At 69.1% G+C, this 25693-nt stretch carries 22 protein-coding genes; 10 read left to right on the forward strand and 12 right to left on the reverse strand.

Annotation, left to right across the window (positions count from 1 at the left end; translation table 11 throughout):
- The first annotated feature begins 74 nt into the window (after nt 1–74).
- From ACIHCQ_RS19590 to ACIHCQ_RS19600, 3 genes are all read left to right on the forward strand, one after another.
- Nucleotides 75–1889, forward strand: a complete 1815-nt coding sequence (locus ACIHCQ_RS19590) for an ABC-F family ATP-binding cassette domain-containing protein (RefSeq protein ID WP_399663640.1) — start codon at nt 75–77, stop codon at nt 1887–1889.
- Between the two features lie 232 nt (nt 1890–2121).
- Nucleotides 2122–3948, forward strand: a complete 1827-nt coding sequence (locus ACIHCQ_RS19595) for a PQQ-binding-like beta-propeller repeat protein (protein ID WP_399663642.1) — start codon at nt 2122–2124, stop codon at nt 3946–3948.
- A gap of 75 nt (nt 3949–4023) precedes the next feature.
- Complete coding sequence (locus tag ACIHCQ_RS19600; RefSeq protein WP_399663644.1) at nt 4024–5838, forward strand: PQQ-binding-like beta-propeller repeat protein; 1815 nt, start codon at nt 4024–4026, stop codon at nt 5836–5838.
- Between the two features lie 67 nt (nt 5839–5905).
- On the opposite strand, the gene ACIHCQ_RS19605 is transcribed toward ACIHCQ_RS19600, so the two are convergent.
- Entirely contained in the window at nt 5906–6286 is a 381-nt protein-coding gene (locus tag ACIHCQ_RS19605; protein ID WP_399663646.1) for a hypothetical protein, read from the reverse strand.
- 278 nt (nt 6287–6564) lie between these two features.
- Between ACIHCQ_RS19605 and ACIHCQ_RS19610 the strand changes: the two genes are divergently transcribed.
- From ACIHCQ_RS19610 to galK, 4 genes are all read left to right on the forward strand, one after another.
- Entirely contained in the window at nt 6565–7281 is a 717-nt protein-coding gene (locus ACIHCQ_RS19610; RefSeq protein ID WP_399663648.1) for a LuxR C-terminal-related transcriptional regulator, read from the forward strand.
- 148 nt (nt 7282–7429) lie between these two features.
- Complete coding sequence (gene galT / locus ACIHCQ_RS19615; RefSeq protein ID WP_399663650.1) at nt 7430–8473, forward strand: galactose-1-phosphate uridylyltransferase; 1044 nt, start codon at nt 7430–7432, stop codon at nt 8471–8473.
- Nucleotides 8470–9468, forward strand: coding sequence for a UDP-glucose 4-epimerase GalE (gene galE, locus ACIHCQ_RS19620; RefSeq protein ID WP_399663652.1), 999 nt, complete (start codon nt 8470–8472; stop codon nt 9466–9468). The genes galT and galE overlap by 4 nt, the downstream gene beginning before the upstream one ends.
- On the forward strand, nt 9465–10580 hold the full coding sequence (gene galK, locus ACIHCQ_RS19625; protein WP_399663654.1) for a galactokinase: 1116 nt from the start codon (nt 9465–9467) through the stop codon (nt 10578–10580). The genes galE and galK overlap by 4 nt, the downstream gene beginning before the upstream one ends.
- A 352-nt stretch (nt 10581–10932) precedes the next feature.
- Here galK and ACIHCQ_RS19630 read toward each other — a convergent pair whose 3' ends face one another.
- Nucleotides 10933–11388, reverse strand: coding sequence for a GNAT family N-acetyltransferase (locus ACIHCQ_RS19630; protein ID WP_399663656.1), 456 nt, complete (start codon nt 11386–11388; stop codon nt 10933–10935).
- 245 nt (nt 11389–11633) lie between these two features.
- Here ACIHCQ_RS19630 and ACIHCQ_RS19635 point away from each other — a divergent pair, with 245 nt between their 5' ends.
- On the forward strand, nt 11634–12413 hold the full coding sequence (locus ACIHCQ_RS19635; RefSeq protein WP_399663658.1) for a LuxR C-terminal-related transcriptional regulator: 780 nt from the start codon (nt 11634–11636) through the stop codon (nt 12411–12413).
- Here the strand turns inward: ACIHCQ_RS19635 and ACIHCQ_RS19640 are convergent.
- Nucleotides 12372–12869 (reverse strand): MarR family winged helix-turn-helix transcriptional regulator, encoded by a 498-nt coding sequence (locus tag ACIHCQ_RS19640; protein ID WP_399663660.1) that lies wholly within the window; start codon nt 12867–12869, stop codon nt 12372–12374. The genes ACIHCQ_RS19635 and ACIHCQ_RS19640 overlap by 42 nt on opposite strands.
- Nucleotides 12870–12999: 130 nt before the next feature.
- Here ACIHCQ_RS19640 and ACIHCQ_RS19645 point away from each other — a divergent pair, with 130 nt between their 5' ends.
- Nucleotides 13000–13848 carry a trans-aconitate 2-methyltransferase gene (locus tag ACIHCQ_RS19645; protein ID WP_399663662.1) on the forward strand — a complete coding sequence of 283 codons (849 nt, stop codon included), beginning with the start codon at nt 13000–13002 and terminating at the stop codon, nt 13846–13848.
- A 67-nt stretch (nt 13849–13915) separates the two neighbouring features.
- Here the strand turns inward: ACIHCQ_RS19645 and ACIHCQ_RS19650 are convergent, their stop codons facing one another.
- The 4 genes from ACIHCQ_RS19650 to ACIHCQ_RS19665 all read right to left on the reverse strand — a co-directional run bounded on the left by ACIHCQ_RS19650 (nt 13916) and on the right by ACIHCQ_RS19665 (nt 18626).
- Nucleotides 13916–14785, reverse strand: coding sequence for a DUF4232 domain-containing protein (locus ACIHCQ_RS19650; protein WP_399663664.1), 870 nt, complete (start codon nt 14783–14785; stop codon nt 13916–13918).
- Between the two features lie 165 nt (nt 14786–14950).
- The gene (locus ACIHCQ_RS19655) at nt 14951–16693 is read right to left on the reverse strand and encodes an FG-GAP repeat domain-containing protein (protein ID WP_399663666.1); all 1743 of its coding nucleotides are present in this window, start codon (nt 16691–16693) and stop codon (nt 14951–14953) included.
- 212 nt (nt 16694–16905) lie between these two features.
- Nucleotides 16906–17649 carry a TetR family transcriptional regulator gene (locus ACIHCQ_RS19660; RefSeq protein ID WP_399663667.1) on the reverse strand — a complete coding sequence of 248 codons (744 nt, stop codon included), beginning with the start codon at nt 17647–17649 and terminating at the stop codon, nt 16906–16908.
- Nucleotides 17646–18626, reverse strand: a complete 981-nt coding sequence (locus ACIHCQ_RS19665; protein ID WP_399663669.1) for an acyl-CoA desaturase — start codon at nt 18624–18626, stop codon at nt 17646–17648. Before ACIHCQ_RS19665 ends, ACIHCQ_RS19660 begins: the two co-directional genes overlap by 4 nt.
- Nucleotides 18627–18840: 214 nt before the next feature.
- Between ACIHCQ_RS19665 and ppc the strand changes: the two genes are divergently transcribed.
- The gene (gene ppc / locus ACIHCQ_RS19670; protein ID WP_399663671.1) at nt 18841–21570 is read left to right on the forward strand and encodes a phosphoenolpyruvate carboxylase; all 2730 of its coding nucleotides are present in this window, start codon (nt 18841–18843) and stop codon (nt 21568–21570) included.
- Between the two features lie 68 nt (nt 21571–21638).
- Here ppc and ACIHCQ_RS19675 read toward each other — a convergent pair whose 3' ends face one another.
- The 5 genes from ACIHCQ_RS19675 to ACIHCQ_RS19695 all read right to left on the reverse strand — a co-directional run bounded on the left by ACIHCQ_RS19675 (nt 21639) and on the right by ACIHCQ_RS19695 (nt 25593).
- Nucleotides 21639–22301, reverse strand: a complete 663-nt coding sequence (locus ACIHCQ_RS19675) for an LPXTG cell wall anchor domain-containing protein (RefSeq protein WP_399663673.1) — start codon at nt 22299–22301, stop codon at nt 21639–21641.
- A gap of 264 nt (nt 22302–22565) precedes the next feature.
- The gene (locus ACIHCQ_RS19680; RefSeq protein WP_399663675.1) at nt 22566–23027 is read right to left on the reverse strand and encodes a hypothetical protein; all 462 of its coding nucleotides are present in this window, start codon (nt 23025–23027) and stop codon (nt 22566–22568) included.
- A 55-nt stretch (nt 23028–23082) separates the two neighbouring features.
- Nucleotides 23083–23676 (reverse strand): aminoacyl-tRNA hydrolase, encoded by a 594-nt coding sequence (pth, locus tag ACIHCQ_RS19685; protein WP_399663677.1) that lies wholly within the window; start codon nt 23674–23676, stop codon nt 23083–23085.
- A 100-nt stretch (nt 23677–23776) separates the two neighbouring features.
- Complete coding sequence (locus tag ACIHCQ_RS19690; protein ID WP_399663679.1) at nt 23777–24367, reverse strand: 50S ribosomal protein L25/general stress protein Ctc; 591 nt, start codon at nt 24365–24367, stop codon at nt 23777–23779.
- Nucleotides 24368–24615: 248 nt separating this feature from the next.
- Entirely contained in the window at nt 24616–25593 is a 978-nt protein-coding gene (locus ACIHCQ_RS19695; RefSeq protein WP_399663681.1) for a ribose-phosphate diphosphokinase, read from the reverse strand.
- Between the last annotated feature and the right edge of the window lie 100 nt (nt 25594–25693).

Below are 25693 nucleotides of genomic sequence, written 5' to 3' on the forward strand. Positions count from 1 at the left end.
TCGATCAGCGGACGCCACCGCACGGCCCGGCGACTACCCTGGGATGTCGGTCCATCCCCCCGTACAGGAGCGAAATGGCAGTCAACCTGGTCAATGTCGAGGCAGTCAGCAAGGTGTACGGCACACGCGCCCTGCTCGACGGAGTCTCCCTCGGCGTGTCCGAGGGGGACCGCATCGGCGTCGTCGGCCGCAACGGCGACGGTAAAACCACCCTCATCCGCATGCTTGCCAAGCTGGAGGAGCCCGACACCGGCCGCGTCACCCAGAGCGGCGGCCTGCGACTCGGGGTGCTCACGCAGCACGACTCCCTCGACCCCGAGGCCACCGTCCGTCACGAGGTCATCGGCGACATGGCCGATCACGAGTGGGCGGGCAACGCCAAGATCCGGGACGTGCTCACCGGCCTTTTCGGTGATCTGCACCTGCCCGGCTTCGAGCACGGGCTCGACACCGTCATCGGGCCGCTCTCCGGCGGTGAGCGCCGCCGGATCGCGCTCGCCAAGCTGCTGATCGCCGAGCAGGACCTGATCGTCCTGGACGAGCCCACCAACCACCTCGACGTGGAAGGCATCGCCTGGCTGGCGACCCACCTGCGCACCCGCCGCTCCGCGCTCGTCTGCGTCACCCACGACCGCTGGTTCCTCGACCAGGTCTGTACGCGGATGTGGGACGTCCAGCGCGGTTCGGTGCACGAGTACGAGGGCGGCTACAGCGACTACGTATTCGCGCGGGCCGAGCGCGAGCGCATCGCGTCGACCGAGGAGACCAAGCGGCAGAACCTGATGCGCAAGGAGCTGGCGTGGCTGCGGCGCGGCGCCCCCGCCCGTACCTCCAAGCCCCGCTACCGCATCGAGGCCGCCAACGAGCTCATCGCCGATGTGCCGCCGCCGCGCGACACCTCCGCGCTGATGAAGTTCGCCAACGCCCGCCTCGGCAAGACCGTCTTCGAGCTGGAGGACGTTACCGTCCAGGCGGGCCCGAAGGTGCTGCTGACCGACCTCACCTGGCAGCTCGGGCCCGGCGACCGTATCGGTCTGGTCGGCGTCAACGGCGCGGGCAAGACCTCGCTGCTGCGCGCCCTGGCCGATGCGGCCCGCAGCGGCGGCGAGAAGCAGCCCGAGAAGGGCCGCGTCGTCGTCGGCAAGACGGTGAAGCTCGCGTACCTCTCCCAGGAGGTCGGCGAACTCGACCCCGCGCTGCGGGTGCTGGAGGCCGTGCAGCAGGTACGTGACCGGGTCGACCTCGGCAACGGCCGCGAGATGACGGCGGGTCAGCTGTGCGAGCAGTTCGGCTTCACCAAGGACAAGCAGTGGACGCCCGTCGGCGACCTCTCCGGCGGTGAGCGGCGCAGGCTCCAGATCCTGCGGCTGCTGATGGACGAGCCGAACGTCCTCTTCCTCGACGAGCCCACCAACGACCTCGACATCGAGACGCTGACCCAGCTGGAGGACCTGCTCGACAGCTGGCCGGGCACGATGGTGGTCATCTCCCACGACCGGTTCTTCATCGAGCGGACGACGGACCGGACTTTCGCGCTGATGGGTGACTCCACTCTGCGGATGCTGCCGCGCGGCATTGACGAATACCTGGAGCGCAGGCGGCGCATGATCGAGACCGCCGTGCCGAAGCCCGCCTCTGTGCCTACTGCTGCCGCGTCCGCCGGCAAGGAGAAGTCGTCGGGCGACGCTCGCGCGGCCAAAAAGGAACTACAGCGGATCGAACGGCAGCTGACGAAGATGTCCGACCGCGAGACCGTCCTGCACGCGCAAATCGCCGACAACGCCACAGATTTCGAGAACGTGGCGAAGCTCGACAAGGAGTTGCGTGAACTGATCGGCGAGCGCGATGTGTTGGAGATGCGCTGGCTGGAGCTGGCAGAAGATGCGTAGAGGCGGCGTGCAGGTCTCATAACGACGGCGTCACGGGCCGGTCCTCCCTTGGGTACAAAGGGGTGGACCGGCCCCTCTTACGCCTCCTTCCGGGTGATACAAAGAAGCCCCGCCCGACAGACGTACCAGTGCGGAATCCATGTCCGAAACGCTCCGTTCCTCAGGTCAATCGACCGCCGGAATTGCGGGGGAGGCCGATCGGGCAGCGGGCCGTACAAAGGGGGAAGTGCTGATGACTCAGCCGCCCAGCCAGCAACCGCCGCAGGGAGGCTTCGGAGCCCCCCAGGATCCGCAGCAGGAGATCCCTCAGCCGCCCGCGCAGCCGCCGCAGATGCCGCCAGCCCCGCAGGGGCCGCCGCAGACGCCGCCGCCCGCCGCGCCTCCTGCGGCACCTCCGGGGTACGGGTATCCGCAGACGGCGCCCGCCCAGCCCGGTTACGGCTATCCGCAGCAGGCCCCCGGCCAGCCGGGTCCGTACGCGCAGCAGCCAGGTCCGTACGCCCAGCCGGGTCCGTACGGGCAGCAGCAGGGGCCCTACGGCGGCTATCCGACCCAGCCGCAGTACCCCGGCGCGCCCACCCCGCCCGGTGGCGGCAGTGGGGGCGGCTTCTTCAAGGGCAAGCCCGGCATCATCATCGCCGCGGCGGTCGCCGCGCTGCTGGTGATCGGCGGCGGGACGTATTTCGCCCTCAGCGGCGGCGACGACTCGACGAAGGATGACGACAAGAACGTCAGCAAGAGCAGCGACGCGCCCCAGCCGACCGGCTCCGAGTCGGTCGACCAGGGCGACGGCAGCGGCGGTGGCCGCGATGCCGACGACGACCTCAACGCCGGGCGCCAGGACGGCGAGGCGAAGGTCCTGTTCCTGACGAAGAACGACGTGGACCTGCCGCGCAACGGCGCCGAGGTGTTCGGCCCGTGGGTCGCGGGCGACACCGTCGTCAAGGGCATGTACAAGGAGGTCGCCGGCTACTCGGTGACCGACGGCAAGAAGAAGTGGAGCATCCCGCTCGGCACCGAGATCTGTTTGGCGTCCGCCCAGACCACGGCCGACGGCAAGATGGTCATCGGGATCAAGGACAGCCTCACCGAGCGCGCCAAGTGCACCGTGCTCCAGATGATCGACCTCAAGACCGGCAAGGCGGGCTGGAAGAAGCCGATTCCCAAGGCCACCGGCGCCTTCGGCTCGCTCTCCGACTTCACCCTGTCGATCAGCGGCAACACGCTGGCCGCGGGCGGCAGCGGCAACTCCTACGGGTTCTCGATGACCGACGGCACCCAGCTCTTCAAGGGGCCGAGCGAGGGCTGCAAGCCCTTCGCCTTCGCGGGCGGACCCAAGCTGCTCGCCGCCGCGAGCTGCCCGACCTCCGACTACAACAAGCCCAAGCAGCAGCTGTCGGAGGTCGACCCGACGACCGGCAAGGCGAAGTGGACGTACAACGCCCCCCTTGGCTGGGAGATCGACAAGGTCTACTCCACGTCCCCGCTGGTCATCTCCCTGACCCAGCGCGAGCCGAAGAAGTGGTCGATCATCGCGCTGACCGACACCGGCCGGCAGCGCTCGCAGATCGACGGCGGCAAGGACAAGTTCCAGCCGCGCTGCGGCGGCGGGGGGCTCATCATCTTCGGTCAGAACCTTGAGGACTGCACCGGAGTGGCCGCCGACGCCACCCACTTCTACATGGCGACCGACCCCGCCAAGGCCGGCGGCGCCAACGAGGTCGTCGCATTCAACCTCGCCACCGGCAAGCCCGCCTGGCGTTCGCCCGTGGGCGGCGACAGCTCGATGACGCCGATCGGCATGGAGGGCGGCAACCTCCTGGTGTACGTGGAGCCGTCGTACGACAAGGGCGGCGCGGTCGCCACGATCGCGCCGACGGGTGGCGCGCCGAAGGTGCTGTTGCAGCACCCCGCCTCGACCGCCCAGATCGAGAACTCCTTCTTCTCGGCGCAGCTGGCGTACGCGGACGGCCGGTTCTTCATCGCCAACGGCCGGGTCAGCGCCAGCAACGACGCGGAGGAGAAGGAGACGAAGACCATGATGGCCTTCGGCAAGTGACCGCGTCATGAATCTTCAGACCCAGTCCCGCTCCAGCTCCCGCTCACTCTCGCTTTCTCCAGAGGTAAGCACGCCATGACGCAGCCACCGCAGCCACCACCGCAACCGCCGAACCAGCCGCCGAACCAGCCCCCGCAGGGAGGGTTCGGCGCTCCCCAGGACCCGCCGCCCGGCGGTTTCGGCGCCCCGGTGCCGCCCCCGCAGGACCCTTCGTACGGCTATCCCCAGACGCCCCCGCCGGGGCAGCCGCCGGGCCAGCCCGGCTACGGCTATCCGCAGGGCCCGGGACAGCCGCCCGGGTACGGCTACCCGCAGGGACCGCCGCAGGGTTCACCGCCGCAGGGTTACGGCTACCCGCCCCAGCCCATGCAGCCGCAGCCGCCCCAGCCCGGCGGCCCCGGCCCGGGCGGCGGCAAGAAGCTGAGCACGCAGATGCAGATCATCATCGCGGCGTCCCTCGCCGTGGTGCTGATCGTGGTCGGCGGCATCGTCGTCGCCTCCAGCGGCGGCGACGACGGCAAGAAGGACGAGAGCAAGAACAGCCAGGACGGCAAGACCGAGGGCTCGACCGGCGGCGACACGGGCGGCGACACCGGTGGCAAGGCCGCCGACGGCGCCGGCAAGGAGAAGGCCCCGGAGAACATCAACGCCAAGGTCGCCTTCCAGCTGCCGGAGCCCACGCGCACCGACCTCACCGCCGTCATGGGCTCCTGGATCACCGACAAGGCGTACGTCAAGCCCGGCGTGGAGTCCCTCGTCGGCTACGACCTGGCCAAGGGCACCCCGCTGTGGACCCTCCCGCTCCCGGGCCAGATCTGCGCGTCCTCACGCCATATGTCCGCGGACTTCAAGACCGCGATCGTCTTCGAGGCCGCCAAGCGGGTCGCGCCGAAGAACTACCAGCCGTGCACCGAGGTCGGCGTCGTCGACCTGTCCACCGGCAAGCTGCTGTGGAGCAAGTCCGTCAAGGGCGACGCCAGCGGCGACGACAAGTCCAACTTCAGCGAGGTCACCCAGAGCGGCACCACGGTCGCCGCGGGCGGCACCGACGGCGGCGCGGCCTTCGACCTCATCAGCGGTGCCAACCGCTGGAAGCCGACGGTCAACGCCGAGGGCTGTTACGACATGGGGTACGGCGGCGGCGAGGCGCTCGTCGCGGCCCGCAAGTGCGGTTCGTACGACAACCGGCAGGTCACCATCCAGGGCCTGAACCCCACCAGCGGCGCCCCGCTCTTCTCGTACAAGCTCCCCGCCGGTGTCGAGTACGCGGGCATCGTCTCCACCAAGCCGCTGGTCGTCGCCGCGGACGTCGGCGACACGGGCTCGCGCGGCATCTCGGACTTCTTCTCGCTGGACGACAAGGGCACGCTGCTCGCCAAGATCCCGGCGGCGGGCGAGAAGTACCAGGCGAGGTGCGATTCCACGGAGGTCGAGGCCTGCCAGAAGGTCGTCGTCGGCAACGGCAGGATCTATCTGCCGACCTCGGACCACGAGGGCTCGGGCGAGTACGGCGACACCAACGAGATCGTCTCCTTCGACCTCGCGACCGGAAAGCCCACCAGCGACCGGGCCGACGCGGGCGACCGGTACACGATGTTCCCGCTGCGCATGGACGGCGGAAACCTCATCGCGTACAAGTGGCCTCCGTACGACAAGGGCGGCCAGGTCGTGTCCATCGACGGGGCCACCTTCAAGCAGACGGTGCTGATGGAGAACCCGGCCGAGAAGTCGGTCCGGGAGGCGGAGACCAGTTTCTCCTCCGACTCCGCCGAGTACCGCTACGCCAACGGCCGCCTGTACATCGGGGCCACGCTGATGAGCAAGCCGCGACCGTCCTCGTCGTCGTTCGGGAAGAAGTACCTGTCCGTCGCATTCACCGCTGCCGATTGATAGCGCGGGCATGAGATGAGAGAGGAGGGCCCGCCGGCGAACCGGCGGGCCCTCCTCGCGTTCCGGCTCAGTAGTCGTCGTTGATCGGTGTGTTCACGATGTCGGACTCCTCGCAGGTGACGATGGTGCTCCCCTTGATTTTGCAGACGCGAATCCAGGCTTTCGTGGGAAAGCCGCCAGTGTCCGCGTAGGTCTCCCGATTGAGCCCGGTGCCCGAGCCGGTGGTGACCGTGTGCATGGGCCAGTAGCGGGTGCCCTGGCCAGTGGAGACGGTCACCAACTGGATCCCCACGAAGTGTCCGTCGGCCCGGGTGTCCTGGACGGAAAGCCCCACCGGGTCGAGCCGGTCGAAGCGCCAGGTCCAGCCGGCGACGGCCGTGGCCCACGTCGGGGTCACATACACCTTGGAGTTGGCCGCGGCGTGTGCCGGTGCCGCGAGAGCGGGCACGGCAACAGCGGCAATCACTGATGCCAGAACGACGGAAACACGTCGAAGGCGCATGAATTCTCTTCCGTTTGGATTTACTGCCCGATCGAGCCGGATCATCCTAGGGCAATAGCCTGGCCTTAGAGTTGCGGTTGGCGTGGCAACTTCCTCTGAACTGTGCGCATTTCTGCGCTTCGGCAGTTTCTGGTCCATGAGGGGAGCGCAATGTCGAACAAGCGTGTAGCTTGCCGGGTCAGGAGGGCCGGGGGGCCAGCTCCAGCGGGGATGGGGGTTGCTCGATGGGCGTGCGGCTCATTGTGGTCGACGATCACCGGCTGCTCGCCGAGGCACTCGCCTCGGCCTTGAAACTGCGGGGGCACCGGGTGCTCGCGGCGGCGGCTCCCGCGGCCGGTGCGGCCGAGCTGGTGGTCAGCAGGGCGCCGGAGGTGTGCCTGCTGGGCACGGCGGCGCCCGCCGAGCCGGGCGCCTTCGACCCGATCGTACGGATCAAACGGGAGCGCCCGCAGGTGGCGGTGGTGGTCCTGGGCCCCGTGCCGAGCCCGCGCGGAATCGCGGCGGCCTTCGCGGCGGGCGCGTCCGGCTATGTGCGTCACGACGAGCGCATCGAGGGCGTCGAGCGCGCGATGATCAAGGCCCGGGCGGGCGAGGCGGTGGTGGCCCCGCAGCTGTTGCAGGGCGCGTTCGCCGAACTGCTCAACCCGGCCGCCCAGCCGGACGACGAGGGGCAGCGGCTGCTGCAACTGCTCACACCGCGCGAGATCGAGGTGCTGGTCAGGGTCGCGGAGGGCGAGGACACCCGGCTGATCGCGGCGGGGATGGGGATCGCCCCGAGCACCGCGCGTACGCATGTGCAGCGGGTGCTGATGAAGCTGGGAGTGGGCTCCCGGCTGGAGGCGGCGGCGCTGGCCGCGCGCACCGGGCTGCTGGACCGGGCGACGATCCTTTCCGCGGCGGCAGCGGCGGCGTCCGCATCCGCGCCGTCGGCCGACCAGTAGGCGCTACGCGTCTGGGCGCTACACATCCGTCTTGCCCCGAGGGGGCCAGAATTTCCCTGCGCGCAGCCACTCGACATTGACGGATCATGTTGGCTTGTGGTTTGTTGTGTGTGTTTATGTTTGGTAGGAGGCCTTAGAGGGAGCTCCAGTGAAGAAAACGTCCACCCGGCTCGCCGACGGTCGAGAGCTGTTCTATTACGACTCCCGTGACGACGCGGTACGCGACGCCGTGGACGAGAGGCCGCTCGACCCCATCTCCACCAGCTCCGAGGTCCGCCGCGACCCGCTGCTCGGAGACTCGGTCGCCATCGCCTCGCACCGCCAGGGCCGCACCTATCACCCGCCGGCCGACGAGTGCCCGCTCTGCCCGTCCCGGGACGGGCGGCTCAGCGAGATCCCGGCCGCCGAGTACGAGGTGGCGGTCTTCGAGAACCGCTTCCCCTCCCTGGCCGGTGACTCCGGACGCTGCGAGGTCGTCTGCTTCACCTCCGACCACGACGCCTCGTTCGCCGACCTCACCGAGGAGCAGGCCGCGCTCGTACTGGAGGCCTGGACCGACCGTACCGCCGAGCTCGCCGAACTTCCGCAGGTCGAGCAGGTCTTCTGCTTCGAGAACCGGGGTGCCGAGATCGGCGTGACGCTGGGCCATCCGCACGGCCAGATCTACGGATACCCCTTCGTCACCCCGCGCACCGAGCTGATGCTGAACTCGGCCGCCGCCCACCGCGAGACGACCGGCCGCAACCTCTTCGAGGACGTCGTGGAGCGGGAGCTCTCCGAGGGCGCACGGGTCGTGCTGCGCGGCGAGCACTGGGTCGCCTTCGTGCCGTACGCCGCACACTGGCCGTACGAGGTGCATCTCTACCCGCTGCGGCGCACGCAGGACCTGCGCGGTCTGGACGACGCGGCGCGCACAGAGTTCCCACAGATCTATCTGGAACTCTTGAGGCGCTTCGACCGGATCTTCGGGGATGCCCAGCCGCTGACGCCGTACATCTCGGCCTGGCACCAGGCGCCGTTCCGCGACGCGCGCCGCAGCGACTTCGGGCTTCACCTGGAGCTTTTCACCATCCGCCGGACGCCTGGCAAGCTGAAGTTCCTCGCTGGTTCCGAGTCCGGTATGAGCGTATTCATCAATGATGTGCCGCCGGAGGCCGCGGCGGAGCGACTGCGAGAGGTGGCAAGCCGGTGACGAACCCGACTACGACTACGACTACGAACACGTACAAGTATCTGGTGACAGGCGGGGCCGGATACGTCGGCAGCGTGGTGGCCCGGCATCTGCTGGAGGCCGGGCACGAGGTGACCGTGCTGGACGACCTGTCCACCGGGTTCCGGGCGGGCGTCCCGGAGGGCGCGCGGTTCATCGAGGGCCGCGTCCAGGACGCCACCAAGTGGCTGGACCCCTCGTACCGCGCCGTGCTGCACTTCGCGGCCTTCTCGCAGGTCGGCGAGTCCGTCGCCAAGCCCGAGAAGTACTGGGCGAACAACGTCGGCGGGACGATGGAGCTGCTCGCGGCGATGCGGGACGCGGATGTGCGCACGCTCGTGTTCTCGTCCACCGCCGCGACCTACGGAGAGCCGGTCTCGACCCCCATCACGGAGGCCGACCCGACCGCGCCCACCAGCCCCTACGGCGCCTCCAAGCTCGCCGTCGACCACATGATCACGGGCGAGGCGGCGGCGCACGGCCTGGCCGCGGTCTCGCTGCGGTACTTCAACGTGGCGGGCGCGTACGGCGCGTCCGGCGAGCGCCACGACCCCGAGTCGCACCTCATCCCGCTGCTGCTGGACGTCGCCCTCGGCAAGCGCGCGTCGATCTCGGTGTACGGGGACAACTACCCGACCCCGGACGGCACCTGCGTACGCGACTACATCCACGTCGCGGACCTGGCCGAGGCACACCTGCGCGCACTGGACGCGGCGGCCCCCGGCGAGCACCTGATCTGCAACCTCGGCAACGGCAACGGCTTCTCGGTCCGCGAGGTCATCGAGACCGTGCGCGAGGTCACCGGCCACCCGATCCCGGAACTCGCCGCCGCGCGCCGCCCGGGCGACCCGGCGGTACTGGTCGCCTCCGCCGCCACGGCCCACGAACGCCTGGGCTGGCAGCCGCGCCGCGCCGGGCTCGCGGGAATCGTTTCGGACGCCTGGGCCTTTGCCCGCGAGAAGGAGAATGCGCGATGAGCGAGCTGCGCGAGGGTGTGTGGGCGGCCCCCGGCCGGGTCAACCTGATCGGTGAGCACACCGACTACAACGACGGCTTTGTGATGCCGTTCGCGCTGCCGCACACGACGGTGGCGACGGTACGGCGGCGCGACGACGGCGTACTGCGCTTCCAGTCGTCCGACGTCGCCGGTCCCGCCGTCGAACGCCGCATCGACGACCTGGCACCGGCGCGCGCCACGGGCAGCTGGACGGACTACCCCGCGGGGGTGGTGTGGGCGCTGCGCGAGGCGGGCCACGCGGTGGGCGGCGCGGACTTCCACTACGAGTCCACGGTCCCCACGGGCGCGGGCCTCTCGTCGTCGGCGGCGCTCGAAGTGGTGACCGCGCTGGCCCTGAACGACCTGTACGAACTGGGCCTGGAGCGCGGGCTGATGGCCAAGCTGTGCCAGCGCGCGGAGAACGCGTACGTCGGCGCGCCCACCGGCATCATGGACCAGACGGCCTCGGCGTGCTGCACGGCGGGCCACGCCCTGTACCTGGACACACGTGACCTGTCCCGGCGCCAGATCCCGTTCGACCTGGCCGCGCTGGGCCTGGAGCTCCTGGTCGTGGACACGCGCGTCAAGCACTCCCACAGCGAGGGCGAGTACGGCAAACGGCGCGCGGGCTGCGAGGCGGGGGCGGCGGCGCTGGGAGTGACGGCGCTGCGGGACATCGCGTACGAGGATCTGCCCACGGCCCTGTCGCGGCTGGACGACCCGGAGATCCGCGGCCTGGTACGCCACATCGTGACCGAGAACCGCCGGGTGGAACGAGTGATCGCCCACCTGGAGGCGGACGAGGTGCGCGCCATAGGCCCGGTCCTGACAGAGGGCCACGTGTCGCTGCGGGACGATTTCCGCGTCTCCTGCACGGAACTGGACCTGGTGGTCGACACGGCCCTGGCGGCGGGCGCGCTGGGCGCGAGGATGACGGGCGGCGGCTTCGGCGGCTCGGCGGTCGTCCTGGCGGACGCGTCGATGACACCGACGCTGACGGGGGCGATCCTGAAGGCGTTCGCGTCGGGAGGCTACGCGGAACCGCGCGTCTTCCCGGCGACGCCTTCGGCGGGCGCGACGCGTCTGTCCTGACGCAGGGGGTGCCGTGCTCTGTGCCCCCTGGGCGCAGGGCACCGCGCGCCGCAGCCCGGCAACCAGCGCCTGCCGGTTGCCGGGCTGCGGCGGGCTTCGCGCCGCGCAGCCGGCGCCTGGAGTTCCTGGGCGCGTCGGCGGGCTGAAAGTGTCCGGCCTCTGTCGGGGCGCTGCCCCGAACCCCGCTCCTCAATCGCCGGAGGGCTTGAGTTGCCGGTGGCCCGGCAAATCAGGCCCGTCTGGGGGTACTCCCCCTACGCCTAGCGGCGTGGGAGGTGCCCCCACCCACGCCGCGCTGGGTCCCCCCCCGCCCGCCAGGGCGTAGGGGGAGGGTCTGGGGCGGAGCCCCCGGTTACGCCAGTCGTTTCGCCAGCAAGAACTCCGTCGCCCCCGGCGGATAGTCCTCCACCACCCCCACCACGTCGTACCCCCGCCCCCGGTAGAACCCCGGCGCCTGGAAGTCCCACGTCTCCAGCCGCGCCCACCCGCACCCCCGCTCCCGCGCCGCGCGTTCCGCCTCGTCCAGCAGGCGCGTGCCCAGGCCCGTACCGCGGTGGTGCGGCGCGACCCACAGCAGGTCCACGTGCAGCCAGCGCGCCCACGTGAACGCGGTCAGGCCGCCCGCGAGTCCGGCCGCCGAATCATCCGAGGCGTCCTCGAAAGCCCAGACCTCCAGCGGCACTTCGTCCTCGTGCGGCGTTCCCCGCAGTCCCCGTATCGCCGGGGACGCCTCCGCGTTGCTGCTCTCCAGCAGTTCGCCGAGCAGTTTGCGCCGATGGCTGTCGACTCCCGTCTCAATACGAAACATGGCACACACCCTAGGCACCCTTAACGGCCAGTTCTGCAAATAAGCTTCCGCTCCGGGCCCCCATCCGTACGCTGATGTTCAGCACCGGTGGGGGCCGGTGCTGATCAGGGGGCGAGACAGTCGGGTACGACGCCCGGGGCGGGGTATCAGTCACAGCACGGCGGCGGCCGAGCGACCGCTGTACCACCCGATTTCCCCGGGCGCCGTACCCGCGCCGGGTCCGTCCTCCGACACAGGGGGTGTCTGTGGTTCGTATCCGGGTCCTGGTGGTCGACGACCATCGCATCTTCGCCGAGTCGCTCGCCGCCGCCCTCGCGGCCGAGCCCGACGTCGACGTCGCCGCGGCCGGCAGCGGCCCAGCCGCGCTGCGGTGTCTGGAGCGGGCGGTCGCCGACGGTCGCAGGTTCGATGTGATGCTGGTCGACGCCGACCTCGGCATCCTCGCGCCACCCGCGGGCCGCGCCGTAACCGCCGTAAGCGCTGTGGCCGTCAACGGAGACGAGGGGCTGGTCGACGGCATCTCCCTGGTCGCGGGCGTCCGTTCGGGCCAGCTCGCCGTCCGTACGGTCGTACTCGCCGAGAAGGACGACCCGCGCCGCGCCGCCCTCGCCCTCCAGGCGGGAGCCTCCGGCTGGGTCGCCAAGGACTGCTCCCTCCAGCGGCTGCTCGCGGTGATCCGGGGCGTACTGCGCGACGAGACGCATCTGCCGCCCGCGCTGCTCACCGGCGTACTGCGGGAGCTGACCGCGGCCCGCAAACACCGCACGGACAGCGAGCGGCTCGTCGAGTCGCTCACGCCGCGCGAGCGCGAGGTGCTGCGCTGCATGGTCGCGGGTCTGGGGCGCAAAGCCGTCGCCGAGCGCCTCTTCCTGTCGCCGCACACCGTTCGTACGCATATGCAGAACGTTCTCAGCAAGCTGGGTGTGCACTCCACGCTGGCCGCGGTCGCGCTCGCGCGCCGCGCCGGGGTGGGACCGGTCGACCTAGCCGGGGACGTTGTCGAACGGGGCGGTCAACTGGCGTAGCAGCGCGGCCAGTTGGGCCCGCTGGGCGCTCGACAGCTCGGCGAGGATCGCGCGCTCCTGCGCGAGCAGCCCGGCCAGCGCCTGGTCGGCGCGGTCCCGCCCTTCCGGAGTGAGGCGCACCAGCACCCCGCGCCGGTCACTGGGGTCGGGCAACCGCTCGACAAGGTCTTTCTTGGCCAGCCGGTCGATACGGTTGGTCATGGTGCCGGAGGTGACCAGCGTCTGGGTCAGCAGCTGACCGGGCGAGAGCTGATACGGGGCGCCCGCGCGCCGCAGCGAGGTCAGTACGTCGAACTCCCACGGCTCCAGCTGGTGCTCGGAGAACGCGAGCCGGCGCGCCCGGTCGAGATGGCGAGCCAGCCTGGACACGCGGCTGAGCACCTCAAGCGGTTCCACGTCGAGGTCAGGGCGCTCGCGGCGCCAAGCTGCGACCAGTCGATCGACCTCGTCCTCCATGCGGATCAGTGTAGAGGGTCTGTCGATGTGAAGTCTCTTGACGTCGAGATATATTCAGAGGCAAGCTGGGCAGGGAGGGGCCGGGACATCGTTCCGCTTCGGCACACCGTTCCTGCAAGGGGGCTCGAACATGCATTCCGCACCGACCTGGGACCCACACCAGTACCTGCGCCACGCCGGACATCGCACCCGCCCGTTCCTGGACCTGCTCGCCCGTATAGCCAACCTGCCCAACGACGAGCGCCCCGCCCGCATCGCGGACCTCGGCTGCGGACCCGGCAATGTCACCGCCCTGCTCGCCCTGCGCTGGCCCGCCGCCCGCATCACCGGATTCGACCTCTCGCCGCAGATGCTGGCCCAGGCTTCGATGGAACACGCGGGCACCACGCCCGGCGGCGGCTGGCTGGACTTCAGGCCCGCGGACGCCGCCCACTGGACGCCCGAGGAGCCGTACGACCTGATCGTCTCCAACGCGGCACTGCAATGGGTGCCGGAGCACCCCGAGTGCTTCCCCCGCTGGATCGACGGCCTGGCCGCCGGCGGCACCCTGGCCTTCCAGGTCCCGGGCAACTTCACCGCACCCAGCCACGCGCTCCTCGGCGAACTCTGCGACACCCCGCGGTGGCGGGGGCGCCTCGGGGACCACGGGCGGCGCTTCGTCCACATACTGGAGCCCGCGGAGTATCTGACCCGCCTGGCGGACCTGGACTGCGAGACGGACGTGTGGGAGACCACGTATCTGCAGCTGCTCACCGGGGACGACCCGGTACTGGACTGGGTCAAGGGCACGGCCCTGCGCCCGGTCCTCACGGAACTCGCGGACGACCCGGAGGCGGCGTCCGCGTTCCTGGCCGAGTACCGGCACCTGCTCCGCGAGGCGTACCCGCAGGGCAAGTACGGCACGGTGTTCCCGTTCCGCCGGATCTTCGCGGTCGCACGGAAGACACGGAGAGTGCCGACGGCACGCCGCGCGTCGTAACGCCCGCCGCCGCGGTGCCGTGTCAGCCGCCCGCGGTACGGGCTGACACGGCACGCCGCCCGTGGTTCTAACGTGCCGGGTCCTTCTTCCACGGGCCGACGCCGAGCTTCCCGGTGGTGCCGAGGTCGAGCTCCGGCGTCACGATCACAGGCTGGGCGCCGGACTTGGCCCGGACCCTGACGTAGGGGGCGTTCACGGCGGTACCGGCGCCGGTGGTGTTGCGCCACACCAGAGTCGCGGATGCGGCCTCGCCGGGTTCCAGGGTCAGCGGCTGGGGCGCCTCCTCAGTGCCTGTCCCGGTGGAGATACCGCCGCCGCCGTTCAGGATCTCGATGCCGGAGACGGACTCCCGCTCCTCGTCCAGAAGCCCGATGAGCGGGTAGCCGTTGAGGTTGTAGCCGCGTGTTCCGCAGTTCACCAGGTGAAGCCCTACGACCCGCAGTCCCATGGCGGCATCGCCGTCGTCGGCCGTGACGCGGACCCCGGAGGACGGACAGGGGCCCGAGTTGACCGGCACTTCGTCCGAGGGGACGCGTCGGACCTGGGAGATCCGCATGCGCCCCGTGTCGTGGGGCCGCATGGAGTCCATGGAGAGAGTGCGCTTCACGGTCTGCCCGGCACCCACGGAGGGCACGATCTCGTCCATGTTCGCCATCACCCCGCCGGAGCCGGGCAGCACGTCGAAGGTGATGGTGTATGTGAACGGTTCGGTCTCGGGGTTGGTGACCTCGAAGTCGAGAGAAGGGCTCATGCCGGTGATCCGGACGCCGTCCTTCTCCAGGTCGGCGGGGTCGCCGGGGAGGCTCGGGCTGTCGGACACGGCGGACGGGTTCCTGCCGCCGCCGCCCGGCGAATCGGCGGTCTGCGACCCGCACGCCGTCAGGAACAAGGCGCTCACGAGAACAGCGGGAAGGGCACGGCGGGTGCTGGTACGCATCCGGCCACTCCACCAAGGACCAGGCCCTGTGGACCATGACGCAAGCCACACCACCTGTCACAGGCATGTCACAAGATCCTTCACCTGCCTACGGGGAACGCCCCGCCCCACCGGATTTCCGGTGGGACGGGGCGCCGTGTGCGTACGCGCGGTTGAGCGCGGGTCTCAGAGCAGGCTGCTGTACGTGTTCCAGCCGCCGCCGAGCGAGACCTTCCCCTTGTAGCCGCCCGTGCCATTGGCCGAGTAGCGGTACAGGGTCCCGGCCGAGTTGACGGCGAGCAGGTCAGCCTTGCCGTCGCCGTCCATGTCGCCCGGGGACGCCAGCTTGTTGAAGCCGCCCCAGCCGCTGCCGATCAGCGTCCGCGCCTTGAAGGGCGCGGTCGCGACACCCGAACCCGGGTACAGGTACAGGCTGCCGCCCGTGGTGCGGGCCACGACGTCGGCCAGGCCGTCGCCGTTGATGTCGCCCGCGCCGACCAGCTTGTTGAACGTGTTCCAGCCGGTGCCCAGCTTGATCCTGGCCGCGAACCCCGTACCCGTGCCATTGCCCTTGTACAGGTACAGCGCGCCCGCGCTGTCCCGCGCCAGCAGGTCGCCCTTGCCGTCGCCGCTCAGGTCGCCCGGCCCCACCAGCATGGTGTAGATGCCCCAGCCGCTGCCGATGGCGGGCGGCTCGTCAGAGGGGTAGCTGAGGTTGTACAGCGTGCCGTTGTACACCTCCAGCATGTCGCCCACGCCGTCGCCGTCGAGGGACGACGCGAACGTGAGCTTCGAGCCGCTCCAGCCGCCGGTGTCGCCCGTCTGGCGGCGGGCACTCAGCAGGCCGTTGTTCCTGACGTAGTACTCGAACAGCGAACCCTTGGTGTCGTGCCCGTACACCTCGTCCTTGCCGACGTGAGGGTTGTTGCCCGCCCCCTCGAACTGCGACACCACTTCCCAGCCCGTGCCCGTGCTGAACTGCTGGCGGGCCTCGAAGGTCCCCACACCCGTGGAGTAGTACCCGTACATCACACCCGAGACCGAACGGCCGAGGACCTCGCTGTAGCCGTCGCCGTTGATGTCGTCGATGCCGAAGATCTGGTTGTACGCCCCCCAGCCGCCGCCGACCAGGACACGGCCCTTGAAGGGCTGCACACCGTCCGGCTTGCCCGAGTAGAAGTACAGGTCACCACTCGGCGTGCGGGCGAACATGTCGGCGATCGCGTCGCCGTTCACGTCGTTCACACCCGTGAGCTGGTCGTACACGCCCCAGCCGGTGCCGACCTTGACCCGCGCCGCCATCGGCGAAGCAGCGCCCGGCGTGGTCCGGTACATCCACAGGTCACCCGACGGCGTACGCGCCAGAATGTCGCCGCTGCCGTCGCCCGTCAGGTCGCCGGGCGAGAAGACCTTGTTGTACGCCTGCCAGCCCGTGCCCGACCAGACCCGTGAGAGATTGCCGCCGGTGGTGTCATACGCGGAGAGGTAGCCGGCCGCGGTCAGCGTGAAGTGGACCGGACGGGTGGTGCCCGGCTGCAGCCCGGCGATCGAGAAGAAGTCCTTGAACCTGTCGTCGGACGCAGCCGGGAAGGTGTACTCGCCCCCCGTGCCGTCGGCCGAATAATCCAGGTACATCAGTCCGTCGCCGGCACGGTAGAGCAGGTCGCTCAGGCCGTCGCCGTCGACGTCATTGCGCGGCTTCGCCATGGGCACGTCATCCGCTGTCGCGGCCGCAACGCCGCGCTCGACCGCCGCCGCCGACGACTCCGGCAGCTTCAGCTCCGGAAGCCGCAGGCTGGGCCGCGTCTGCTCAAGGGGCGCGGGCGCCGCCGGGGCGTCGTCCGCCGCGGCCGGGGTGGCGAGCAGCATGCCCGCCGAAAGTGCGAGTGCGGTACAGGCCGCGATCCGCCGGGCGCGTCTGAAGCGCACCGAAGCAGGACGGCCGGATTCCACTGAAGACAAAGTCCCCCCCTGGGGAAAAAGTGATGAACCGGAATGAACGCGTTCGCGACTGAATTACGTCCCGGCGAACCGTTCCCGGAATGAGCCGACTCTACAACTGGGTGCACAGGGCTGATAGACAGGGGTACGCCACATTCGCATCACAACCCGGACGCCCGGACGCCCCTGGAACAGAAGTTTCAGGTCTTGCGATGCCCTATCAACCTGGGCTTCGCCTCCAGGTTGCCCAGACCGTGCCACGCCAGATTCACCAGGTGCGCCGCCACCTCCGCCTTCTTCGGACGGCGCGCGTCCACCCACCACTGGCCCGTCAGCGCGACCATCCCCACCAGCGCCTGCGCATACAGCGGCGCCAGCTTCGGATCAAAACCCCGCGCCTTGAACTCCAGACCCAGAATGTCTTCCACCTGCGTCGCGATATCCCCGATCAACGACGCGAACGTCCCCGTCGACTGCGCGACCGGAGAATCCCGTACCAGGATGCGGAACCCATCCGTATACATCTCGATGTAGTCCAGCAGCGCGAACGCCGCCTGCTCCAGCAGCTCCCGCGGATGCCCCGCCGTCAGCGCGCCCGTCACCAGATCCAGCAGCTGACGCATCTCCCGGTCCACGACCACCGCGTACAGGCCCTCCTTGCCGCCGAAGTGCTCGTACACCACCGGCTTGGAAACACCCGCCTTCGCGGCGATCTCCTCCACCGACGTGCCCTCGAAACCTTTCTCCGCGAACAGAGTGCGGCCGATGTCCAGCAGCTGCTCCCGGCGCTCCGCCCCCGTCATACGAACGCGGCGGGCCCGCCGGGACCCGGCAGGCCGGCTCTTGTCCGTACCGCCCGTACCGCCGGCACCGCGCGTACTGCCGGTGCTGCCTGTACTGCGGGCACTGCTGGTACCGCCGTCGATGGCCACGCCGTCAATCATGCCGCCTCGGCGGCATCACTCCTGCGCCGGGCGTCGATACGTGACGCATTCGGCCACCGCACGTCGTACGCCCAGCCGAGCCGCTCGAACCAGCGGATCAGCCGCGCACTCGAATCGAGCTGCCCCCGCAGCACCCCATGACGCGCGCTCGTCGGGTCCGCGTGATGCAGGTTGTGCCACGACTCCCCGCACGACAGCACCGCCAGCCACCACACATTGCCCGACCGGTCCCGCGACTTGAAAGGACGCTTGCCGACCGCGTGACAGATCGAATTGATCGACCACGTGACATGGTGCAGCAGCGACACACGGACCAGCGAACCCCAGAAGAACGCCGTGAAAGCCCCCCACCACGACATCGTCACCAGCCCGCCCACCAGCGGCGGAATCGCCAACGACAACACCGTCCAGTAGACGAAGTCACGCGAGATCCGGCGCAGCGCCGGATCCTTGATCAGATCCGGCGCGTACTTGTGCTGCGGAGTCTGCTCCTCATCGAACATCCAGCCGATATGGGCCCAGCCCAAGCCCTTCAGCAGCGCCGGAACAGTCTCCCCGAAACGCCACGGCGAATGCGGGTCGCCCTCCGCGTCCGAGAATTTGTGGTGCCTGCGGTGATCGGCCACCCAGCGCACCAGCGGACCCTCCACCGCCAGCGAACCCATCACCGCCAGCGCGATCCGCAGCGGACGCTTCGCCTTGAACGAACCATGCGTGAAATAACGGTGGAAACCGATCGTGATGCCATGGCACCCGACGTAATACATCACCACCAGCAGACCCAGATCGAGCCAGCTCACCCCCCAGCCCCACGCCAGCGGCACCGCCGCCAGCAGAGCCAGAAAAGGCACCGTGATGAACAGCAGCAGCGTGATCTGTTCCAGTGACCGTTTACGGTCCCCGCCCAGCGTGGCGGAGAGGGGATCGGCCGCAGCCGGCTCCCCGGCATCATCCAGCACATCGGAGCTTGGGATCATGGTGGGTCCCCTGGGAGTGTGAGAGGAGGTCCTGTGCCGGGCTACGCGACCGTAACCTACGGCATCGTAAGTATGGCAGCGCGCCGCCGGGCGGCAAGGCACCTCTGGACAACGTCCCAGAAACGGACACCTATCCTGGGTGTCGTCGGACAGCGCGGTCCGTAGCCTCCAGTACCCCTCCAGACGTGCATAAACACTGCAAGGAGCCGCACCTGTGAGCAGTGCCGACCAAACCCCAACCGCCAGCGCCGAACTGCGCGCCGACATCCGCCGACTGGGTGATCTGCTGGGCGAGACCCTCGTCCGCCAGGAAGGCCCCGAGCTCCTCGAACTCGTCGAGCGGGTCCGCGCCCTCACGCGCAGCGACGGTGAAGCCGCAGCAGAACTGCTCGGCGACACCGACCTCGAAACGGCAGCCAAGCTCGTACGTGCCTTCTCCACGTACTTCCACCTCGCCAACGTCACCGAACAGGTCCACCGCGGCCACGAAATGCGCGAGCGCCGCGCCGCCGAAGGCGGCACCCTCGCCCGCACCGCGGACCGCCTCAAGGACGCAGACCCCGAACACCTGCGCCAGACCGTCAAGAACCTCAACGTACGACCCGTCTTCACCGCACACCCCACCGAAGCCGCGCGCCGCTCCGTACTCAACAAGCTGCGCCGCATCGCCGCGCTCCTCGACACCCCCGTCAGCCCCGCCGACCGCCGCCGCCACGACCTGCGGCTCGCCGAGAACATCGACCTCATCTGGCAGACGGACGAGCTCCGCGTCGTACGGCCCGAACCCGCCGACGAAGCACGCAACGCCATCTACTACCTCGACGAACTCCACGCGGGCGCCGTCGGCGACGTACTCGAAGACCTCGCCGCAGAGCTCGCGCGCGTCGGCGTCGAGCTGCCCGCCGGAACCCGGCCCCTCACCTTCGGCACCTGGATCGGCGGCGACCGCGACGGCAACCCCAACGTCACCCCCGCCGTGACCTGGGAAGTCCTCATCCTGCAGCACGAACACGGCATCACCGACGCCATCGACGTCATCGACCACCTGCGCGGACTGCTCTCCAACTCCATCCGCTACGCCGGCGCCACCACGGAGCTCCTCACCTCACTCCAGAGGGACCTGGAACTCCTGCCCGAGATCAGCCCCCGCTACAAGCGACTCAACGCCGAAGAGCCCTACCGCCTCAAGGCCACCTGCATCCGGCAGAAGCTCGTCAACACCCGCGAACGCCTCGCCAAGGGCACCCCGCACGACCCCGGCCGCGACTACCTCGGCACCTCCCAGCTGATCGACGACCTCACCCTCATCCAGACCTCCCTGCGCGCCCACCGCGGCGGACTCTTCGCCGACGGCCGCCTGGACCGCTTCATCCGCACCCTCGCGGCCTTCGGACTCCAGCTCGCCACCATGGACGTACGCGAACACGCCGACGCCCACCACCACGCACTCGGACAGCTCTTCGACCGGCTCGGCGAAGAATCCTGGCGCTACTCCGACATGCCCCGCGAATACCGGCAGAAGCTCCTCGCCAAGGAACTCAGGTCCCGCCGCCCGCTCGCACCCACCCCCGCCCCCCTGGACGCCGCCGGAGAAAAGACCCTCGGCGTCTTCCACACCATCAGAGAAGCCTTCGAACGCTTCGGACCCGAAGTCATCGAGTCGTACATCATCTCCATGTGCCAGGGCGCCGACGACGTCTTCGCCGCGGCCGTACTCGCCCGCGAAGCCGGACTCATCGACCTCCACACGGGCTGGGCGAAGATCGGCATCGTGCCGCTCCTGGAGACGACCGACGAACTCAAGGCCGCCGACGTCATCCTCGACGGCATGCTCGCCGATCCCTCCTACCGCCGCCTCGTCTCCCTGCGCGGCGACGTCCAGGAGGTCATGCTCGGCTACTCCGACTCCTCCAAGTTCGGCGGCATCACCACCTCGCAGTGGGAAATCCACCGGGCACAGCGCCGGCTGCGCGACGTCGCCCACCGCTACGGCGTACGACTGCGGCTCTTCCACGGCCGCGGCGGCACCGTCGGCCGCGGCGGCGGCCCCTCGCACGACGCGATCCTCGCCCAGCCCTGGGGCACCCTGGAAGGCGAGATCAAGGTCACCGAGCAGGGCGAAGTCATCTCCGACAAGTACCTGATCCCCTCCCTGGCCAGGGAAAACCTGGAACTGACCGTCGCCGCCACCCTCCAGGCCTCGGCGCTGCACACCGCGCCCCGCCAGTCCGACGAGGCGCTCGCCCGCTGGGACGCCGCCATGGACACGGTCTCCGACGCCGCCCACACGACGTACCGGCGCCTGGTCGAGGACCCCGACCTGCCCGCGTACTTCTTCGCCTCCACACCCGTGGACCAGCTCGCCGAACTGCACCTCGGCTCGCGGCCCTCGCGCCGCCCCGACACCGGCGCCGGACTCGACGGGCTGCGCGCCATCCCCTGGGTCTTCGGCTGGACACAGTCACGGCAGATCGTGCCGGGCTGGTTCGGCGTCGGCTCCGGACTGAAGGCACTGCGCGAGGCGGGCCTGGACACGGTCCTGGAAGAGATGCACGAGCAGTGGCACTTCTTCCGCAACTTCATCGCCAACGTGGAGATGACGCTGGCCAAGACCGACCTGCGGATCGCCCGCCACTACGTCGACACGCTCGTCCCCGACGACCTCAAGCACGTCTACGCCACCATCGAGGCCGAGCACGCGCTGACGGTCAGCGAGGTCCTCAAGGTCACGGGCAGCGACCGGCTGCTGGGCTCCAACCCGGTGCTCCAGCAGACCTTCGGGATCCGTGACGCGTACCTGGACCCGATCTCCTACCTCCAGGTGTCACTGCTGGCCCGCCAGCGGGCAGCGGCACAGCGCGGGGAGGCGGGGGACCCGCTGCTCGCGCGGGCGCTGCTGCTGACCGTGAACGGAGTCGCGGCGGGACTCCGTAACACCGGCTGATACGGACATGAGGCGGCCCCCATCCCCTGCGGGGGGATGGGGGCCGCCTTTCGTATCAGCGCTGCTGGCTAGTGCTGCTGGGCCTTGCGGCGGCGCATCGCCAGGAAACCACCCGCACCGACCAGAGCCACGGCGACAGCCCCCAGCACGCCCACCGGGGCGCTCGAACCGGTCTCGGCGAGATCGCCGCCACCGTTCCCGGACGGAACCGGAGCGGCGGACGAGGACGAGGACGACGACGAGGTCGCGGTCGGCTGGCTCGTCGGCGCGGTGGACGTGCCACCGGTCGGAGTCGCCGACGGCTTCGGCTCCTCGGACGGCGTAGTCGACGGCGTCCCGGACGGCGTCCCCGAAGGCGTCCCGGACGGGCTCGCGGGCGGCGTCACCGGCGGCGAGCTCGGAGTCGTCGGCGTAGCCGGGCAGGTGTGCGACAGGTTGAACTTCTTCAGGTCGCCGCCCGTGATCTCCGCGACGACCGCGGTAAGCGTGTCACCCGCCTCCGACGCCACATACGCGTGCTTGTCGGACGGCGGACCGAAGTCCGTGATGACCTGCTGACCGCCCTCCTCGAAGGTCACCGTCAGCTTGACGAAGTCCGAGACGTTCCCGGGAAGCACAAAATGCCACCCGTCCTTGTCCGCCGGAATCCCCGCGCACTCGCCCGCACCCTTCTGCGGCGCGGCCCCATCGGCGGTGGTAGCGGTCCGCGGAAGCGGCTGGCGCAGCTTCACGTTGTACGTCGAAGTCGAAGTCGAGTCCGTAGCGGAAGCCTGAGCGGCACCCGCCACAAGAAGAAGAGAAGCCGCGGCAGGAAGCGCCACGGCCCAGCGAACGCTGAGGAGAGTCATGAGTACCTCTGGTGCAGACGAGGAATGAGAGCCGTGGGGGGCGGAAGCTCAGCTTCCTCATCCAACACACCGCCGTCAAGGGCCATTTATGCGGAAACGCCGCCCCTTGTCCGTATTCAGTGCGTCAACCTCAATAACAATCCATGCTCACAACGCCACGAAAGCAGCCACCAGCAGCGCCGCCCCCGACAGACCAGCGCCCCACGCCGTACGGGACAACCGCAGACCACCCCCGATCACCAAGCCCGCAAGCACCAGCGCACCCCCCAGCGGAACCCACGCATGCAGCGCACCCGCCGCCCCCGCCCGCACCATCTCGTCCGTGCCCGGCTTCACCACCACCGACAGCTCCGCGCCCTTCTTCACGGCCACCGACCTCTCGATGATCATGCCGCTACGCGCAGTCCCCGGACTCTTCGCCTCGTACGGACCCGTGCACGTCTCCTCGCCACAGCTCGCCACCCTCAGCGTGCCGTGCTCCCGCCCCTTGGAGAGCAGCACATGCTGCGCCGTCCCCCACGACGACCAGCCTCCGGCCACCACCAGCAACGCCGCGACACCGGCCACGGCGACCCGACGCCCGAACACGAGCATGTTGACGCGCTTCATGGGGCGCGATCTTTGGCCATGGGCCTACGCGCGGTCAACTGACGGCGGGGCTTTGTCAGGAGTTATACGTACTTTGAGCCCGCTCCAGGCCTTCCGTCACCAGACACTCCACCGCATCCGCCGCCCGGTCCACCAGATACGCCAGCTCCTTGCGCTCCGTGGACGAAAAATCCTTCAGCACAAAATCCGCGACCTGCATCCGCCCCGGCGGCCGGCCGATCCCGAAACGCGCCCGGTGATAATCCGAACCCATCGCCTTTGTCATCGACTTCAGCCCGTTGTGCCCATTGTCGCCACCGCCGAACTTGAGCCGCAGCATGCCGAAATCAATGTCCAGCTCATCGTGAATCGCCACAATATGAGCGGTCTCCACCTTGTAGAAATCCCGCAGCGCGGTCACCGGACCACCGGAAAGATTCATGTACGACATCGGCTTGGCCAGCACCACCCGCCGCCCCATCGGACCCGGCGGACCGACCCGACCCTCCACCACCTGCGCCTGCGCCTTCTGCGCGCGCTTGAACACGGCGCCCATCCGCTCGGCCAGCAGGTCGGCCACCATGAAACCGACATTGTGCCGGTTCGCGGCATAGTCGGGCCCGGGATTACCGAGACCCACGACCAGCCAGGGGGCATTCGCGTCGGACATCTGCGCCGCGTCTCCTCGCTCGCATACGTACAGAAAGACAGCCGGATACAACGAAGTGGCGGGCCGAAGCCCGCCACCCCGTTCAGACAAAGCGTACGGCTCAGGCCTCGGAGGCCGTCGAACCCTCGCCCTCGCCGGCAGCCGGCTCCTCCGCCTGCGCGGACAGAACCTGCAGGACGACGGTCTCGCCGTCCACGCCCAGGATCGTGCCGGACGGCAGCGGAACATCCTTCGCGAGGATGGAGTCACCGGCCGCAAGCCCAGCGATGGAGACCGTCACGGACTCCGGAATGTGCGTGGCCTCGGCCTCGACCGGCAGAGCGTTGAGCACGTGCTCGACCAGGAACGCGCCCGGGGCCAGCTCACCCTCGGTGAGGATCGGGACATCGACGTTGACCTTCTCGCCGCGCGTCACGAGCTGCAGGTCGACGTGGACCAGGAAACCCTTGATCGCGTCGCGCTGCACAGCCTTCGGGATGGCCAGCGCAGTCGTACCGTCGACGTCCAGGGAGAGCAGAACGTTCGGCGTACGCAGGGCGAGCAGCAGCTCGTGACCCGGCAGCGAGATGTGGATCGGGTCGGAACCGTGGCCGTACAGCACACCGGGAACCTTGTTCTCGCGGCGGGTACGACGGGCCGCACCCTTGCCGAACTCGGAACGGATCTCGGTGGCGAGCTTGACCTCGGACATGTGCACTCCTCGTATCGCAGAAACTGCAGACAGATGTGGGGCCGTCACCCGGCCACGACAGGCCTGCTACGAAGAGCGCGTCGATAACGGACAGCGGCACCAGAGGTGCGGCTTCCCTCGCCGAGCAACTCACTGAGTCTACCCGGCACCAACCGCCAGCCCAAAGTCGATCACGCAGAAGGGGCCGCTCCTCGCGGGAGCGACCCCTTCTCTTGTTCTCTTGCCCAGCTGTTTCTCTTGCCTAGCTGTTAAGCCTGCTCGTCAAAGAGGCTCGTCACCGAACCGTCCTCGAAGACCTCACGCACCGCACGCGCGATCGTCGGCGCCATCGACAGCACCGTGATCTTGTCCATCTCCAGATCACCCGGATCCGGCAGCGTATTGGTGAACACGAACTCGCTCACCTTGGAATTCTTCAGCCGGTCAGCCGCCGGACCCGACAGGATGCCGTGCGTCGCCGTCACGATGACATCCTCGGCGCCATTGGCGAACAGCGCGTCAGCGGCCGCACAGATCGTGCCACCCGTGTCGATCATGTCGTCCACCAGGACACAGACGCGGCCCTTGACCTCACCCACGACCTCATGGACCGTCACCTGATTGGCGACATCCTTGTCCCGGCGCTTGTGCACGATCGCCAGCGGCGCGTCCAGCCGGTCACACCAGCGGTCCGCGACCCGCACCCGACCCGCGTCCGGAGAGACGATGGTGAGCTTGTTGCGGTCCACCTTCGCGGCCACATAATCCGCGAGCACCTTCAGCGCGGAAAGATGATCCACCGGGCCGTCGAAGAAACCCTGAATCTGATCCGTGTGCAGATCGACCGTAAGAATCCGGTCCGCGCCCGCCGTCTTCAGCAGATCCGCGATCAGCCGCGCCGAGATCGGCTCACGACCACGGTGCTTCTTGTCCTGCCGGGCATAGCCGTACGACGGAATGATCACCGTGATCGACCGGGCCGAAGCCCGCTTCAGAGCATCGACCATGATCAACTGCTCCATGATCCACTTATTGATCGGAGCCGTGTGGCTCTGGATCAAGAAGCAGTCAGCACCACGCGCCGACTCCTGAAAACGGACATAAATCTCGCCATTCGCAAAATCGAAAGCCTTCGTCGGCACCAGGCCGACACCCAACTGAAACGCGACCTCCTCGGCCAGCTCGGGGTGGGCGCGGCCGGAGAAGAGCATCAGCTTCTTCTCGCCGGTCGTCTTGATCCCGGTCACAGCACTGTCTCCTCAGACGTGTTGTCTGGCCACGGGCGTACTGAGCGCGAGCCAGCCGAATGTGTGTGCACGTATCACGGTACGCCGAGTTGGACGCACC

It is taken from the genome of Streptomyces sp. NPDC052236 (genome assembly GCF_044548015.1).
In the GTDB taxonomy this organism is placed as follows: Bacteria; Actinomycetota; Actinomycetes; order Streptomycetales; family Streptomycetaceae; genus Streptomyces.